Origin of the sequence: Amycolatopsis sp. NPDC058340, from assembly GCF_042723975.1 — a bacterium.
Lineage (GTDB): Bacteria > Actinomycetota > Actinomycetes > Mycobacteriales > Pseudonocardiaceae > Amycolatopsis.
Genome location: NZ_JBHXIB010000001.1, coordinates 313,660 through 329,391, shown reverse-complemented (window position 1 = coordinate 329,391; position 15,732 = coordinate 313,660). Strand labels below are relative to the sequence as shown.

The window sequence follows — 15,732 nt, the reverse complement described above, 5'->3', positions numbered from 1 at the left end:
AACGCGCTTGGCTTATGGCTGCCCCCCAACCCGCGCGGTGTAGAGGACCCCGCCGTCCTGTTAACTCCCCCACCGCGCCCCCCCGCTATCCCGGCGGCCCGCTTCTTTGTGTCCGGGGTGAATTACACGCGTGGCGTTTCACGTGAAACGTGGGAAGGCGAGTGGAGTTGTCCACAACTTCGGACTGTCTCCCCGCTTTGCGCTCGGCGTCATGGACAATCAGTGGAGCGCGTTTCACGTGAAACGGCGTCGAGGGTTGAGGAGCGAGAGTGGGCTTGGACGGGGTCGCCGCATCGGTACGGACTGCGGCGTCGGAAGTATTCGGAGACCGCGTCGAGCAAGCCGTCGGCTACGTCGAACTCCTGGAACGGCACGGCGTCGAGCGCGGGCTCATCGGCCCCCGCGAGGTCGACCGGTTGTGGGAGCGGCACGTCCTCAACTCCGCCGTGATCGGCGAGCGGATCCCCGACGGCGCCCGCGTGGTCGACGTCGGCTCGGGTGCGGGGCTTCCGGGTGTACCGCTCGCGATCAGCCGACCGGACCTCGATATCGTTCTGCTCGAACCGATGGCCCGCCGGGTCGACTGGCTGGCCGAGGTTGCCGAGAAGCTGGAACTCCCCATCACCGTTGTCCGCGGGCGCGCGGAGGAGCGGCAGGTACGTGAGGAGCTCGGTGGCGCGGATGTCGTCACCGCCCGGGCGGTCGCTCCCTTGGCCCGGCTCGCGAACTGGTGCCTCCCGCTCGTGCGTTCCCAAGGTGCTCTGGTCGCCCTCAAAGGAGCGAGCGCTGGAGAGGAAATCGAACGCGATCGCGCCGACGTCCGGAAGGCCGGCGGCGGCGAACCGGAAGTCTTCGAGTGCGGTACCAAGGTGCTCGAGGTTCCGAGCACGGTCGTCGTGATCCATCGCCTGCCCCCGAAGCCGTCTCGATCGCGCAGGCGTAGCTAGACCGGTTCCACGTGAAACAACGCAGAACGACTCCCACGTCTAATACAGAGGAGGCTCGAGACCGGTGACTCCCCCGCCGTCCGACCCTGCGAGCGCCGGCCAGGAACTCGGCTGGACGCCCATCGCCGAAGAAGCCGTCCGCGCCGCCAGCGTGCTGCACCCCAAGGAGGGTGCGCTCCCCCGGCCGAACCGCCGGCGAGTGCTGACGGTCGCCAACCAGAAGGGCGGCGTCGGCAAGACGACGAGCACGGTGAACCTCGCCGCCGCCCTCGCCGTCCACGGGCTCAAGACGCTCGTGATCGACCTGGACCCTCAGGGCAACGCGAGCACCGCGCTCGACATCGACCACCGATCCGGCACGCCGTCGATCTACGAGGTGCTGATCGGTGAGGTGTCGCTGGCCGAAGCCGCGGCCCAGAGCGAGCAGTCGCCCAACCTCTACTGCGTGCCCGCGACCATCGACCTCGCCGGCGCCGAGATCGAGCTCGTCTCCATGGCGTCCCGCGAGATGCGGCTCAAGGAGGCGCTCTCGTCCGAGATCCTCGACGAGATCGGCGTCGACTACGTCTTCATCGACTGCCCGCCGTCGCTCGGTCTGCTGACCGTCAACGCGATGGTCGCCGCGCAGGAGGTGCTGATCCCGATCCAGTGCGAGTACTACGCGCTGGAAGGTCTGGGGCAGCTGCTGAGCAACATCGAGCTCGTCCAGGCGCACCTGAACCGCGAGCTGAGTGTCTCCACGATTCTGCTCACCATGTACGACGGCCGGACGAAGCTGGCCGATCAGGTGACGAACGAGGTCCGAAACCACTTCGGGGACACTGTTCTCAAGACGGTGATCCCGCGCAGTGTGAAGGTCTCCGAAGCGCCCGGGTACGGGCAGACCGTCCTCGCGTACGACCCGGGTTCGCGGGGCGCGATGAGCTACGTGGACGCGGCGAAGGAGATCGCCCAGCGCGGAGTGGAGATGAAGGAAAGGAGCGGTACGGCATGAGCGAGCGCAGAGGGGGGCTCGGGCGCGGGCTCGCCGCCCTGATCCCCACCGGTCCGCCGCCGGGTTCCGCGGCGCCGGCCGAGAACGGCTCCCCTGTCCCGTCCGCTCCCGCGAGCAAACCCGCGGGGCCGGACGACAAGGGCTGGTTCGCGGCCAACGGCGCGGCCGGTTCGCACGGCGGAACGGTCGCCGGCGCGGTCTACCGCGAGGTGCCGGTCAGCCAGATCAAGCCGAACCCGAAGCAGCCGCGGCAGGTCTTCGACGAGGACGCGCTCAACGAGCTGGAGCATTCGATCCGCGAGTTCGGGCTCATGCAGCCCATCGTGGTCCGGGAGCTCGGCAACGACGAGTACGAACTCGTCATGGGCGAGCGGCGGCTGCGCGCCTCGCAGCTGGCGGAGCTGGAGGCGATCCCGGCGATCGTCCGCCAGACCGCCGACGAGGCGATGCTGCGCGACGCGTTGCTGGAGAACATCCACCGCGTTCAGCTCAACCCGCTCGAAGAGGCGGCCGCGTATCAGCAGCTGCTCGACGAATTCGCGGTCACGCACGAGGAACTGGCGAGCCGGATCGGGCGCAGCCGCCCGGTCATCACGAACACGATCCGCTTGCTCAAGCTCCCCCTCGCGGTCCAGCGACGGGTCGCGGCCGGGGTGCTTTCGGCGGGCCACGCGCGGGCGCTGCTCTCTCTCGAAGACGCCGAAAGTCAGGAAGAGCTGGCCGCGCGGATCGTCGCGGAGGGCATGTCGGTCCGTGCGACCGAGGAAGCCGTCACGCTCAAGAAGAGTGAAAAGCCGGCCAAGCCGAAGCCCGCTCCCCGCAAGCCGATCCAGGCACCCGGTCTTCAGGAACTGGCGAACCGGCTCTCGGACCGCTTCGACACCCGCGTGAAGGTCGACTTGGGTCGTCGCAAGGGGCGGATCACGCTCGAATTCGGCTCGGTTGACGATCTTGAACGTATTGTGGCCCTCATGGATCAAACTCAGACAAATCGGACGCCGGAAACCGATTAGGGATCACCCCGGGTCGTTTTGTCACGGTGACGATAGCTCGCTGCTGACGGATTGGTGACGCTGAGTGGTTGAACTGTGAAGGGGTTCTTCGGCGGTCGAACTCCGCGCGCGGTCGTCTTCGACTGCGACGGATTGCTCATGGACACCGAGCCGTGTTGGTCGGTCGCCGAGACCGAACTGTTCGCACGGCGCGGACTCCCCTTCGGCGCGGACGAGAAGGCGTTGGTGATCGGCAAGTCGCTACCGGCGGCCGCCGACGCGATGGCGGCGGCGTTCGGCGAACCGGATGCCGGCGCCGAGATCGCGGACGAGTTGCTGAGGTTGGTGACCGAGGTCGTCACCGCGAAAGCGGAGGCGATGCCCGGCGCGCGTGAATTGGTCGAACTGACCGCCGCGGCCGTACCGGTCGCCGTCGCGAGCAACTCGCCCCGGGCGCTCCTGGACGCCGCACTCGTTCGCGGCGGCCTGACGGAAATGTTTCCCGTGAAACTGGCCGCCGACGAGGTGACCGCGCCGAAGCCGGATCCAGAGATGTACTTGACCGCTTGCGGTCTCTTGAACGTCGAGCCTGCCGACGCGCTGGCGTTCGAGGATTCCATGACCGGCCTTCGATCGGCGCGAGCGGCCGGCGTGCCCGTCATCGGGGTGCCGACGTTGAAGCACCAGGACTTCCCCGCCGACGTCGTGATCGGCTCGCTGCGCGACGAAGAACTGCTGTCCTGGGTGCGCGGCTGGCCCCGGCGATGACCGGACTCTCCTTCGTCCGGTTCCAAAGCCCGGCTCGCGATGAGCGAGGAAACTTCACCGGGGTCTTCGGTCTCGTCAACGGGCTCGCCCGCGCCGGACGCCTCACTGTCGAGCAGGAAGCGTTCCGCCGGACGAACAATGACTGGTACGACGCGAACTTCACCAACCCCGCGCACACCGATCCGAGCGTCTACGACTCGGAGCTCAATCCCGGGGCCGCGGCGTGGTTCAAGGCGACCGCTCGCGTCTTCATCGAGCGAGTCGATGGCTACCTCTCGATCCTGAAGATGCACGAGGTTCCGTGTGAAGCCGTCTGGTCGGCCGACCCCGGACAGGTCATCTACGAGGACGAGTACCAAGTCGTCGTCGTGGCCCGGAAATAGAAAGAGGACTCGCCCGCGGTGGGCAAGTCCCCTTCGTGAGTCCGGTTCAGCTCTTGCGGGCAATCGCCCGTCCGACGAGGTCGGCGAAGACCGAGCCGAGAGTGGCGCCTGCCGCCTCGATCGCCACCGGCACGATCGACGTCTCGGTGAGACCCGGTGAGGGGTTCACCGCGAGGAAGTGGACCGTGCCGTCTTCGGTGATCACCGCGTCGGTGCGGGAGATGTCGCGAAGCCCGAGTTGCCGGTGCACGGCGACGGCCAGCTCTCCGACCGCCTTGGCGGCGTCGTCGGGAATCCGCGCGGGCGTGAAGAAATCGGTCAGCCCGGCGGTGTAGCGGGCGGTGTAGTCGTACACGCCGCTCTCCGGCACGATCTCGACCGCGGGCAGGGCTTCGGGTCCCTCTTCGCCTTCGATGACCGTCACGGCCACCTCGACGCCGGAAACGAACTTCTCGGCGAGGACGGTGTCGCCGTAGGCGAAGCAGCCGACCATCGCGCCGGGCATTTCCGCGGCGTCCCTGACGACCTGGGCGCCCAGTGCCGATCCTCCCTGGTCGGGCTTCAGGATCATGGGCAGCCCCAGTGTGTCGACCATCGAGTCCAGCACGGCTTGCGCGCCGAGTTCGCGGAAGGTGCTGTGCGGCAGCACCACCCAGTCCGGCGTCGTGAAGCCCGCGTCGGCGACGAGCGCTTTGGCCGTCGGCTTGTCCCACGCGCGTCGGCAGCCCCGCGAACTGGTGCCGACGTAAGGCACGTCGAGCATCTCCAGCACCGTCTGCACCGCACCGTTCTCCCCTTCACCCCCGTGAAGGGCGACGATGGCCGCGTCGGGACGCTGAGTGCGTAGACGTTCGAGCAGTCCGGCGTCGGTGTCCCACTCCTCGACGACGAGACCTTCCGCCCGCAACGCGACCGAGAGCCGGCGCCCGGAGCGGAGAGAGACATCGCGTTCGTGGGAAAGGCCGCCTGCGAGTACGGCAACGGTGCGGTCGACCACCGAGACTCCTTTGTGCTTGGGGACGTCCGGTCGATCAGACCGTGTCCGGAGAGGGGTTCTGCGGCCCCGAAATCGAGCGTGGGCTGGCGTTACCGAAGGTACGCGCCAGGTCCATTTCGGACTCGAGCACCGCGGCGAGCCGCCGGACGCCTTCGCGGATTCGTTCGGGCGTCGGGTAGCAGTAGGAAAGACGAAGCTGTCTGCTGCCGAAACCGTCGGCGTAGAAACCGGTTCCGGAGGCGTATGCGACGCGGGCCGTGACGGCTCTCGGCAGCATCGCCTTCGTGTCGACGCCTTCGGGGACGGTCATCCAGACGTAGAAACCGCCATCGGGTTTGGTCCAGCTGCAGCCGGCGGGCATGTGCTGTTCGAGCGCGGACAGGATCGCGTCGCGGCGCTCCCGGTAGTTTTCGCGGAAGGTCTTGATCTGACCCATCCAGTCGTGAGTCGAGAGGTATCGCGACACGATCAACTGGTTAAGCGTCGGCGGACAAAGCGTCGCGGACTCGGCCGCGAGCACGAGTTTCTCCCGGACGGCGTGGGGTGCGAGCACCCAGCCGACCCGCAGACCCGAGGCGAAGGTCTTCGAAAAGGAGCCCAAGTACACGACGTTGTCGGGGTCGATCGAGCGAAGCGCCGGATAGGTCTGACCGCTGAAGCCGAGCAGACCGTACGGGTTGTCCTCGATGATGAGGATGTCGTTCTCGCGGCAGATCTCCACGATCTCCGCGCGCCGCTCGACGGCCAGCGTGACGCCGCCGGGGTTGTGGAAGTTGGGGATCGTGTAGAGGAACTTGACCCGGCGGCCCGCCTTCCGCGTCTCCGCGAGCGCGGCGCGCAGCCCTTCGGGGACCAGGCCGTGGTCGTCCATCGCGACGTGGACGACGTCCGCCTGGTACGCGGCGAAAGAGCCGAGCGCGCCGACGTAGGACGGGCCCTCGGCGATGATGACGTCGCCCGGATCGCAGAACAGCCGGGTGACCATGTCGAGCCCCATCTGGGAGCCGACCGTCACGACGACGTCGTCCGGGTGGGCCTTGATCCCTTCGAGGGCCATGATTTCGCAGATCTGCTCACGCAGGGCGGGGACACCGTGCGCGGATCCGTACTGGAGCGCGACCAGGCCTTCCTGGGCGATGAGCTCGCCGACCTGCGCGGACAGCGTGTCCAACGGGAGCGCGGCGAGGTTCGGCATCCCGCCGGCGAGCGATACCACTTCGGGGCGACTGGCCACCGCGAACAACGCCCTGATCTCGGAAGCAGTCATCCCGGCCGTACGCGCGGCGTAGCGGTCGAGGTGAGGGTCGAGGTTGTGGCGGCCGGGCTCCGGCCGGACAGGGCGGTTCTCGGTCATCAGGCGCTTCACCCGGCTTCGAAGTGGACATAGTCGCTACCGACTGGTAGTTCCATCGAGTGTAACCACCCTCCCTCTAGGGGCCCTGGCCTTCCGGTGTTCATCACATCGGCCTATCCTCGGTCAGGACCCCTTCGGTGAGCCCTGCTCGGGACAAGGCTGCGTCGGGTGTCGTCATTCAGGGAGGTTTGTCTGTGTCGCGTCGCGTCGTGGGCGTAACCCTGGACAACCTCGAGCACCTGCCGAAGAGCTGCCGCCGCTGCGTGTACTGGGAGCTGGCGCCGCATCTGAAGGCGCAAGCCGAGGAGTACGGCGCGACCGAGGTCGAAAAGGAAGCTTGGGTCTCCAGCGTGCTGCTGGAGTGGGGTTCCTGCGGCCGGATCGTCTACAGCGACACCCTGCCCGTCGGTTTCGTGCTCTACGCGCCGCCGAACGCCGTGCCGCGCTCGCTGGCCTTCCCGACTTCGCCTCCCGGCCCGGACGCGGTTCTGCTGACCGCCTTCCAGGTCCTTCCCGAATTCCAAGGTGGCGGACTCGGCCGCATGCTGGTGCAGGCCGTCGCGAAGGATCTGACCAAACGCGGTGTCCGCGCGATCGAAGCGTTCGGGGACGCCAAACCCGACGAGACCGATCCGGACGGCGGGCACAGCTGTGTGCTGCCCGCCGCGTTCCTGCAGAGCGTCGGGTTCAAGACCGTGCGGCCGCATCCGCGGTGGCCGCGGCTGCGACTGGAACTGCGGTCGGCGATTTCGTGGAAGGAAGACGTGGAGGCGGCTCTCGAACGGCTGCTCGGCCAGGTCTCCATCACGACGGCCGAGCCGAGCCTCGGCCGCGGCTGACCCTCTCCGCCCGCGCCGTTTAGCAGAGTTTTCGAGCGCGCGCAGCAGCCATCCCCCGGCCTGGGGACAGCTGTGGGTAACCCGCCGAGTTATCCACAGATCGCTGATAGGAGCGGTGGAAAATCTGTGGATGGGTAGGCTGGACCTGGGGACGCCCCCCGGGAAGGGCGGGGGCTGCGCGCCGGGTGGATCTAGGGGTGGCGTGGTCGGCCGTGGGGGCACACAACCGGTTGTGCCGAGGGCGTCGGCAGAGGAATGTGCGCCCGCGTGCGGGTGTGGAGGACTGGCTACTCCGCTTTGGCGAGTTCGTGGGCCAGGACGTCCGCGAAGGTGAACGTGCCGGTCGGCTGGTCCCCTTCGCCGAGGAGGTACAGACGCTTCACGGCGACCAGGATGCCTTCGGCGACGACGTCGCGGAAAGCCGGGTCCGCCAGTTTGCGGCTGTCTTCCGGGTTGGTCAGGTAGCCGATCTCGATCCGCACCGCCGGGCAGCGGGTGCGGGTGAAGATCTCCCAGGTCTTGTAGTGCGTGCGGCAGTCGAGCATGCCGGTGCGGGCGGCCAGCTCGCGCTGGATGAAGCCCGCCAGCAGCTCGCCGACGGTCGACGTGGTGCCGTTGCCGGTGCCGAAGTGGAAGCTCGCGACCCCCTGCGCCTTGGGCGAGGAGTTCTTGTCGTTGTGCAGCGAAAGGAACAGGTCGGCGCCCGCCTCGTTCGCGAACTTCGCCCGGTCGCCTTCGCTCGGGCTCTGGTTCGGGCCGCGCGAGATCAGCGCCTCCATGCCCGTGGCCTGCATCCGGCCTTCGAGCCGCCGCGCCAGGTCCCACGCGATGTCCGCCTCGCGCAGGCCGCCGGCGACGACGCCGAGGTCCTCGCCACCGTGGCCGGGGTCGATCACGATGCGCTTGCCGCGCAGCCGGGGGCCGGCCTGGCGCACCTGCTCCTGCTCACGCAGGAAAACGGGGCGACCGCCGCGGGCACGCGGCGACGAGAGCCGGTGCAGCTCGCGGATGGTGGCCGGACCGCACATACCATCGGCGACCAGGCGCATGTCGCGCTGGAAGGTCTTGAGCGCGCGTTCGGTCTGCGGGCCGAAGTGCCCGTCCGGGCGGCCTGCGTCGAAACCGAGTTCGGTCAGCCGCTCCTGGAGCGCGAAGACGTCGTCACCCTGCATGGGGGCGGAGAACATGTAGGTCAGCGGGCGGCTGCCCAGATGGAAGCCCGCGCCGCGAAGCGCCTGGTAGGTCGCCGGACCCACCAGACCGTCGGTGATGAGCCCACGGCGCTGCTGGAACGCTCGAACGGCGTGTTCCATCGCCGTGTCGAAAACCTCGTACTCCCCGGATTCGGTCACCGGCGGGAGCAGCTCCATCGCCGCCAGCGTGGACCTGATCTCGGCGACGTCCGGTCCGGCGTCACCGCGGCGGAGTACCCGCATGCACTCCTCGCTCTTCCCTTTGGGGCACCGATCGAGCTCGATGCACGACTATGAAAACCCTGCGGGGCGAACCCCGGTGCTCTATTGTGCCCTGTGAACTCTCGGTGAGCGCGGAGGCCCGGTCGGTGCGTCAAGTCGCCGTTCGTGGAACTCGTCCAGGCGTTCCCGTAACAGGGAGTTTTACCCATTCCGGGGAACGACGAAACCCGGAGCCTGGGCAGGCCCCGGGTTTCGGCAGGTGAAACGCGAGATCAGAGGACGTCGGCGAGGTCCGAGAGCAGCGCGGCCTTCGGCTTGGCGCCGACGATCTGCTTCACCGGCTTGCCGCCCTGGAACAGGATCAGCGTCGGGATCGACATCACCTGGTAGTCACGCGCAGTGTTCGGGTTCGCATCGATGTCGAGCTTCGCGATGGTCAGCTTCTCGCCGTTCTCCGCCGCGATCTCCTCGAGCACCGGGGCGACCATCTTGCACGGACCGCACCAAGTCGCCCAGAAGTCGACCAGGACGGGCTTCTCGCTCGTCAGCACGTCGTCGACGAACGTCTTGTCGGTCACCGTCACGGTGTTGGCCATGGTGTCTCCTTCTGGGTGGTGAACGGGCTGGGAAAAGTCAGTTGGTGGTGGCGCCGTAGCCGCCGCCGACCAGCTCGGGGGTTTCCTGGGCGGTCTCGACACCGGCGTGCTCCGCCAGCCATCGTTCTGCATCGATGGCGGCAGCGCAGCCCGAGCCCGCGGCGGTGATCGCCTGCCGGTACGTGCGGTCGACCAGGTCGCCGGCCGCGAAGACGCCGGGGAGGTTCGTGTACGAGGTCCGGCCCTTGGTGAGCACGTAACCGTCCTCGTCGAGGTCCACCTGACCACGCACCAGTTCGCTGCGGGGGTCGTGCCCGATCGCCACGAAGAACCCGGTCACGTCGAGCTTGGACTCCTCGCCGGTCACCGTGTCCTTGAGCTTCAGTCCCTCGACCTTGCCCTCACCCTCGACTCCGGTGATCTGCTTGTTGAGCGCCCACTTGATCTTCTCGTTCTCGCGGGCGCGCTCCAGCATGATCTTGGAGGCGCGGAACTCCTCGCGGCGGTGGACGATCGTGACGGACTTCGCGAACTTCGTCAGGAAGGTCGCCTCCTCCATCGCGGAGTCGCCGCCGCCTGCGACCACGATGTCGTGGTCACGGAAGAAGAAGCCGTCGCAAGTGGCGCAGGCCGAAACACCGCGGCCGAGCAGCTCCTGCTCGCCGGGCACGTTCAGATAGCGGGCGGCGGCGCCCATCGAGAGCACGACCGCGCGGGCGGCGTAGCGCTTGCCGTTCGCGACGACGTACTTGACGTCACCGGTCAGCTCGACGGACTCGACGTCCTCCTGGCGCAGGTCGGCGCCGAAACGCTTCGCCTGCTCACGCATCTCTTCCATGAGGTCGGGACCCTGGATGCCTTCGCGGAAGCCGGGGAAGTTCTCGACCTCCGTCGTCGTCATCAGCGCACCGCCGAACTGAGTCCCCTCGAACACCAGCGGTTCGAGCTGCGCTCGTGCCGCGTAGACAGCGGCGGTGTATCCCGCAGGACCTGATCCCACAATGATCAGGTTCCTGATCTCCTCGGCAGCCACCCGTGACCTCCGCTCGTAGTGACCTGTTCACCAGGCTCAACACGATCGTAAGGGCCGGTGTTCCCGTGGTGACCGGCGCTACTTTCTCCCGCCTTGCGGCAGGACGGAGATCCGACCTCTAGCACCGCTAGAAAACCTAGCGTGGTAGCAAAGGTCCCTCGCTCCCCCCGAATTGGGGCTGGTGGGGAGCGAGGGACCAGTGAGGTTTCGGGCGGTTACTTCGCTCCGATGATTTTGTCGAAGAGGACCGCCGGGTTGCCGGGGCCGCAGTCGGCACCGAAGGCGACGATGCGGAACTGGGCGAGTTTGCCTGTGGTGTAGATCACCATCACGCCGTCCTTGCCCGCGACGTTCACCGGCCGGATGCCCTCCGGCCGTACGTCGGCGTCCATTCCGGCCGCGGCGACACAGGCGTCGAGGCGCTCTTCGGTCTTCAGCGAGCCGAAGTCGCGGACGCCGATCGCCTTGCCGACGAGGGCTTCGGCGCCGCCGCCGTCTCCGCCGACCGAAGGTCCGGAAGAGGCCGACGGTGCGGGCTGGGCGATACCGCCCGAATCCGGCTCCCGGGTGGTCGGGACGACGATCGCCACGGCGGCGATGGCCGCGGCCGCCACGGTCGCTATCCCGGCGCCCCAGCCGATCCGTTTGTTCCGCCGCCGCCGTGCGGCCGCGAGGTCCACCACCGGGGCGACCTGCTCCTGCTGCCTTTCAGATGCGCCTTGAAACGCAGGCGTCGCCCGCATTTCGGCGGCCAGCGCGGCGTCGATCCGTGCCGCGTACTCCGCCGGCATCGGAGCGACCGGCTCGTTCGCGAGTTCCGCGAGGTCGGCCGTGGTCGCTTCCAGTGCTTCGATGATCGCCAGTGCTTCGGGGTCGGCGTTCACCAACGGCCACAGTTCGGCCGCCTCACGCTCGTCCAGCACACCTGCGTGCAGGTCGGCGAGCACATCGACAGACCACGGCGGACCGACGGTCCCACCGATCCCCCTGCTCTCGTCTGTCATCGTCCCTCCCCGTCACCCGGCGTGCCCTGAGGACGCCTGGCACCCCGTTGCGGGGTAGCGCGCTCTCGTTTGCTTTCGTGAGTTGGGACGTTCGCAATAGCATCGGGGTTCCGTAGATGTCCGAGAACCTTCGCGAGCTTTCCGCGACCTCGGGCACACCGGCTCTTGACCGTGCCCTCGGCGATGCCGAGCATCTTCGCCGTCTCGGCGACGGAGTATCCCTCGACGTCGACCAACACGATCGGGGCACGTTGCTCTTCGGGGAGCTGGTCGAGGGCTTCCTTGACGACCAGGCTCGTCTCACGCTCGGACATCGAGTCGCGCGGCGAGGCGGGTTCGTTGAACTGCCCGGTCTCGGGCAGCGGAACGGTCGGTCTGGCCTTCCCCCGCCGGATGCGGTCGAGGCACGCGTTCACGACGATACGGTGCAACCACGTCGTGACCTGCGATTCCGCCCTGAAGTTGCCCGCTGCTCGGAACGCGGAGATAAAAGCGTCCTGCAGGGCGTCCGCGGCTTCTTCCGGATCCCGCAAGGTGCGCAGGGCCACCGCCCACATGCGGTCTCGATGTCGCTGGACCAGTTCACTGAACGCGTGCGGGTCCCCAGCGGCGTGTGCCGCTATGAGATCCGCGTCCGTGGGAGCTGCAGCTGTCACCCGTGAGAGCCTACTGACCCGGTGTCTGAGGTCACCCCGCAGGCAGGAAGGTCAGCTCTTTGAGTTCGGTGATGAACTTGCCTTCGTCATCTTCACCCAGCTGAGTGATCCAGATGATGAAGTATTGACCCTGCTGAGGCTGCTGCAACGCGATGGTCGATTCACCCGCCGCGAGGTCCCCGCTCCCGACGACCTTCGTCTCGTCGAGTTTCGGGTTCTTCTTGTCGGCGGAGCGGATCTCGACCTTCGAACCGGCACTCGCCGCGTCGATCTTGACCTGGCTCAGGTTGATCGGGTCCTTGAAGGTCACGACGAGCCCGACGCCGTCCTTGAGCACCGGGAACTGCTTGTCGTACTGGTCGGTCTTCCACGAGGTGACCGCGTCACCGTCGGTGGCGTTCCTGGCCTTGCCGGGGCTGTCGCCCTTGCTGCCCGGGTTGTAGACGGCCACGGCCGACGGTTTCACCGCGGCACCCACCGTGGGGGCCGGCGGCTTCTGCGCGGGCGGTGGTTGCTGCTCGCCCGGGGGCGGCGCGACCTGTGAGGACGAAGCGGCGACGTTGATCTTCGGGCCGCTGGACTTCGACTCGCCCTGGAACAGGTTGATCAGCATCATCCCGCCCCAGGCGAGGATGACCACGGTCGCGACGACCAGCACGGTCACGCCGAACGCGAGCTTCTTGCGCCGCGCGACGTCCTTGACCGGCTTCTTCGTCGTCCACACCGTGCCATCCGATTCGGCGACGGCCTCTTCCTCGCCGACGGCCTTGATCAGCTGGGTGCGTTCTTCGGCTTCGGCGACCTGGTCCAGCACGCGCAGGATGGCCGCGCTGGTGCGGATACCGCCGTGGCCGCCGTCCTCGATGGTGCGGACGGCGAGTGACGACAGCTCGACCGGGACCGTCGGGACGAGCGAACGCGGCGGGATGACCCTGCCGGTCGGCGCGTGCGGCGCCGCCGGGATCGCGGCCGGGCCGCCGGGAAGGGCCCAACGGCCGGTCAGCAGCAGGTACAGGACGGCGCCGAGTGCTTTGACGTCGTCGCGAAGGGTCGCTTCGGGCAGCGGGCCGGGGAAGGCGAGCTTCAGCGCGCCGTCCGGGGTGAGCCGCAGGCGCTGCGGGTGGTCGAGGCCGAGGACGAGACCGTTTTGGTGGGCGTGGTCGACGGCTTCCGCCAGCGCCTGCACCATCCTGGCCGCGGCGGCGGGCGCCACCGGCCGCTGGGCGACCAGGTCGACCAGGTCGCTGCCCTTGGTCCATTCCGCCACGACGACACCGAGCAGACCTTCGCTCGAGGTGACGCCGCTGCCGAGACTGAGCACGTCGAGGACACGCGCGACCCCGCCGTGGCCGAATTTCGAGGCGTGCGCGGCGCGTTCCAGCGTCCGGCGCGCGAGCCGGGCGGCTTCCGCGTCCGCGGGGTCGCCGACCAGCAGCGTCAGCGCGACATCCCGCTTCAGCTGCCCGTCGCGGGCGCGCCAAAGATGCGCGGCCGCCCGCTCGTCCACCCCGAACTGTGCGAGCAGGCGATACCGGCCGTCACCGACGACCCGGCCAGGGGCCAGCGACCCGCCTTGGGCCCGGATGCCCACCTGGCTCGCCTCCCCTGCCTGTTCGCTCCGTCTCGTATCCACCGCACTCTCCCGCGTAGCTCCCGCCCCGAGGGTACCCAGAATACGACCCGTGAACGCGCGCCATCCGTACGTGAATCGTTATCCGCGCTTGATCAACCGGGTGATCCTCGCCGTGGCGGGCTTCAATTCCTCGACCTTCAAGGCGATGAGCACGCCGAACGACACCGCGATCCCGACCACCGTCTGCAGGAGAAGTTTCACCCAGGCATGGAAAGTAGGCCCGAACGAGTCAGGAACGATCTGCCCGGCGAGCCATGCCGCGCCGACCCCGAGCACACTCGCGACGACCGTGAAGAGGATCACCCCGAGAACGCGCTTGCTCCGGAGGTTCCCGAGGGTCACCCACAGCCACACCTGGCCGAGGATCGCGCCGACGACGAACGTGAGGCCGTTGACCATCATCACGCCGAGCACGATGTTGTCCGGCGACAGCAACGCGGGGCACAGGTACAGCAGCGGCACCTTGACCACGGTCATCACGATCATGATCAGCACCGGTGTCCGCGCGTCCTTCATCGCGTAGAACACCCGCATCTGGAGCATGACCAGCGCGTACGGCAGCAGCGCGAACGCGGAGATGGCCAGCGCCTCGCCCATCCGCGAGGCGTCTTCGACCGTGCCCTTGCCCAGGGTGAACAGGGCGATACCGACCGAACCGCCCACCACGGTCATCACGGCGGAAATCGGTACGAGCATCACCGTCGAGATCCGCGACGCGTAGGAGAGGTCGCCGATCAGCTTCTTGTGGTCGCCGTCGGCGGCCGCGCGGCTCATCCGCGGCATGATCGCGGTCAGCAGCGACACGCCGATGACGCCGTACGGCAGCTGGAAGAGCAGCCACGCGTTGCTGTAAGCGGTCACACCGCCCTGCGAACCGCTGGTCAGCACGCGGGTGGTGATCGTGTAGCCGACCTGGCTGACCGCGACGTAGCCGACGGTCCACAGCGCGAGCCCGCCGAACTCCTTCATGCGCTTGTCGATGCCCCAGCGCCATTTGAACTTGAACCCGGACCGCAGCAGCGGCGGGATCAGCAGCACCGACTGCGCCACGATGCCCGAGGTCACGCCGATGCCGAGGGTCAGCAGCTTCGGGTCGGTGATCGACACCGGATCGGTGGAGATGTTCCCCGGCATGATCCACACGACGAGGATCGTGAAGATGACGACGAGGTTGTTGATCACAGGTGCCCACGCCGTCGGGCCGAAGACGTTCTTCGCGTTCAGCACCGCCGAGAGCAGTGCGAACACACCGTAGAAGAAGATCTGCGGCAGCAGCAGGTACGCGAACGCGGTGACCAGCTCGGGATTCGCCTGGCCCTTGTCGTCGACGTAGAGCTTGGTGATCAGCGGTGCCGCGAACACGGCGATCGTCGTCCCGACGACGAGCAGCGTGCCCGCCACCGTGACCAGCCGCTGGGTGTAGGCCTCGCCGCCGTCCTTGTCGTCCTGCGACCGCACGAGCAGCGGGACCACGAGGCTCGACAGCACGCCGCCCATCAGCAGTTCGAAGATGATGTTCGGCATGGTGTTGGCGACGTTGAACGAGTCGTTCTCCACCTGGGCGCCGATGGCCGCGACCAGCAGCAGCTTCCACGCGAAACCGGTGATGCGGCTGATCAGCGACGCGATCGCCATCCGGCCGCTGGACTTCGCGATCGACGGCGCCTTCGCCGGGGCGGCGACGTCCTGCTCGCCGGTGTCCCCCGGCCGCGGTTTGACCAGCGGCGCGTCCTTGATCGCAGGCATGACCTGCGTGGCGAGCTGGTCGTACGGGCGGAGGACGTCGGGGTCGGCGACCGGCCAGCGCGAGCCCATCGGGACGCCGGGGGTGCGCGGGATGAACCGCGTCGCGTCGGGTTCGTCGCGCCGGTCGACCTGCCACGGGCGGACCGGTGGCGGCTGGCGGCGCCCGCGATGCGGCGGGGGCGGCGTCTGATGGAGGGCCTGCGGCGCCTGCGGTGGCTGGGGCGCCGCAGGGCGGCGAGGCGCCTGGTTCTGCGACGGCTGCGGCAGCGGCGGTCCCTGCGGGGGCGGCACCGGCTGACGGCGGGTCGGCGGAGGCGGCGTCCCCTGACCAGGGGGCATTTTCCGCGGCGGCGGGTTCTGGGGAGGCCTCAGCCT

15 protein-coding genes are annotated in these 15,732 nt (G+C 68.1%); 6 read left to right on the top strand and 9 right to left on the bottom strand.

All coding sequences use genetic code 11. The annotated features are described in order from the left end of the window. Nucleotides 1–269: 269 nt before the first annotated feature. The 5 genes from rsmG (at nucleotide 270) to ACFWIW_RS01540 (ending at nucleotide 4,084) form a co-directional block, all read left to right on the top strand. Nucleotides 270–947 (top strand): 16S rRNA (guanine(527)-N(7))-methyltransferase RsmG, encoded by a 678-nt coding sequence (gene rsmG, locus ACFWIW_RS01560; RefSeq protein WP_378366607.1) that lies wholly within the window; start codon nucleotides 270–272, stop codon nucleotides 945–947. Between the two features lie 64 nt (nucleotides 948–1,011). Beyond that, a complete protein-coding gene (locus tag ACFWIW_RS01555) occupies nucleotides 1,012–1,941 on the top strand; it encodes a ParA family protein (RefSeq protein WP_016338354.1) in 930 nt (309 codons plus the stop codon). Next, nucleotides 1,938–2,954, top strand: a complete 1,017-nt coding sequence (locus tag ACFWIW_RS01550; RefSeq protein ID WP_378366606.1) for a ParB/RepB/Spo0J family partition protein — start codon at nucleotides 1,938–1,940, stop codon at nucleotides 2,952–2,954. The genes ACFWIW_RS01555 and ACFWIW_RS01550 overlap by 4 nt, the downstream gene beginning before the upstream one ends. Nucleotides 2,955–3,029: 75 nt before the next feature. Further along, nucleotides 3,030–3,701 carry an HAD family hydrolase gene (locus tag ACFWIW_RS01545; RefSeq protein WP_378366605.1) on the top strand — a complete coding sequence of 224 codons (672 nt, stop codon included), beginning with the start codon at nucleotides 3,030–3,032 and terminating at the stop codon, nucleotides 3,699–3,701. Continuing rightward, nucleotides 3,698–4,084, top strand: a complete 387-nt coding sequence (locus tag ACFWIW_RS01540) for a hypothetical protein (RefSeq protein ID WP_378366604.1) — start codon at nucleotides 3,698–3,700, stop codon at nucleotides 4,082–4,084. The genes ACFWIW_RS01545 and ACFWIW_RS01540 overlap by 4 nt, the downstream gene beginning before the upstream one ends. 46 nt (nucleotides 4,085–4,130) lie before the next feature. On the opposite strand, the gene ACFWIW_RS01535 is transcribed toward ACFWIW_RS01540, so the two are convergent. Further along, nucleotides 4,131–5,081, bottom strand: a complete 951-nt coding sequence (locus ACFWIW_RS01535; protein WP_378366603.1) for a D-alanine--D-alanine ligase — start codon at nucleotides 5,079–5,081, stop codon at nucleotides 4,131–4,133. A 34-nt stretch (nucleotides 5,082–5,115) separates the two neighbouring features. Next, nucleotides 5,116–6,435 (bottom strand): PLP-dependent aminotransferase family protein, encoded by a 1,320-nt coding sequence (locus ACFWIW_RS01530; RefSeq protein WP_378366602.1) that lies wholly within the window; start codon nucleotides 6,433–6,435, stop codon nucleotides 5,116–5,118. A gap of 194 nt (nucleotides 6,436–6,629) precedes the next feature. On the opposite strand from ACFWIW_RS01530, the gene ACFWIW_RS01525 reads away from it, so the two are divergent. Further along, the gene (locus ACFWIW_RS01525) at nucleotides 6,630–7,274 is read left to right on the top strand and encodes a GNAT family N-acetyltransferase (RefSeq protein WP_378366601.1); all 645 of its coding nucleotides are present in this window, start codon (nucleotides 6,630–6,632) and stop codon (nucleotides 7,272–7,274) included. Nucleotides 7,275–7,561: 287 nt separating this feature from the next. Here the strand turns inward: ACFWIW_RS01525 and ACFWIW_RS01520 are convergent, their stop codons facing one another. From ACFWIW_RS01520 to murJ, 7 genes are all read right to left on the bottom strand, one after another. Further along, entirely contained in the window at nucleotides 7,562–8,710 is a 1,149-nt protein-coding gene (locus ACFWIW_RS01520) for an N-acetylmuramoyl-L-alanine amidase (protein WP_063274174.1), read from the bottom strand. A 251-nt stretch (nucleotides 8,711–8,961) separates the two neighbouring features. After that, complete coding sequence (gene trxA / locus ACFWIW_RS01515; protein WP_007032253.1) at nucleotides 8,962–9,285, bottom strand: thioredoxin; 324 nt, start codon at nucleotides 9,283–9,285, stop codon at nucleotides 8,962–8,964. Between the two features lie 37 nt (nucleotides 9,286–9,322). After that, nucleotides 9,323–10,318: a thioredoxin-disulfide reductase gene (trxB, locus tag ACFWIW_RS01510; protein WP_007032254.1), complete on the bottom strand. Its 996-nt coding sequence runs from the start codon at nucleotides 10,316–10,318 to the stop codon at nucleotides 9,323–9,325. A gap of 215 nt (nucleotides 10,319–10,533) precedes the next feature. After that, nucleotides 10,534–11,322, bottom strand: a complete 789-nt coding sequence (locus ACFWIW_RS01505) for a hypothetical protein (RefSeq protein WP_378366600.1) — start codon at nucleotides 11,320–11,322, stop codon at nucleotides 10,534–10,536. Further along, entirely contained in the window at nucleotides 11,319–11,978 is a 660-nt protein-coding gene (gene sigM, locus ACFWIW_RS01500; protein WP_037333997.1) for an RNA polymerase sigma factor SigM, read from the bottom strand. The genes ACFWIW_RS01505 and sigM overlap by 4 nt, the downstream gene beginning before the upstream one ends. A gap of 31 nt (nucleotides 11,979–12,009) precedes the next feature. Next, nucleotides 12,010–13,569 carry a hypothetical protein gene (locus ACFWIW_RS01495; RefSeq protein ID WP_378366906.1) on the bottom strand — a complete coding sequence of 520 codons (1,560 nt, stop codon included), beginning with the start codon at nucleotides 13,567–13,569 and terminating at the stop codon, nucleotides 12,010–12,012. A gap of 120 nt (nucleotides 13,570–13,689) precedes the next feature. Continuing rightward, on the bottom strand, nucleotides 13,690–15,648 hold the full coding sequence (murJ, locus tag ACFWIW_RS01490) for a murein biosynthesis integral membrane protein MurJ (RefSeq protein WP_378366905.1): 1,959 nt from the start codon (nucleotides 15,646–15,648) through the stop codon (nucleotides 13,690–13,692). Nucleotides 15,649–15,732 lie beyond the last annotated feature (84 nt).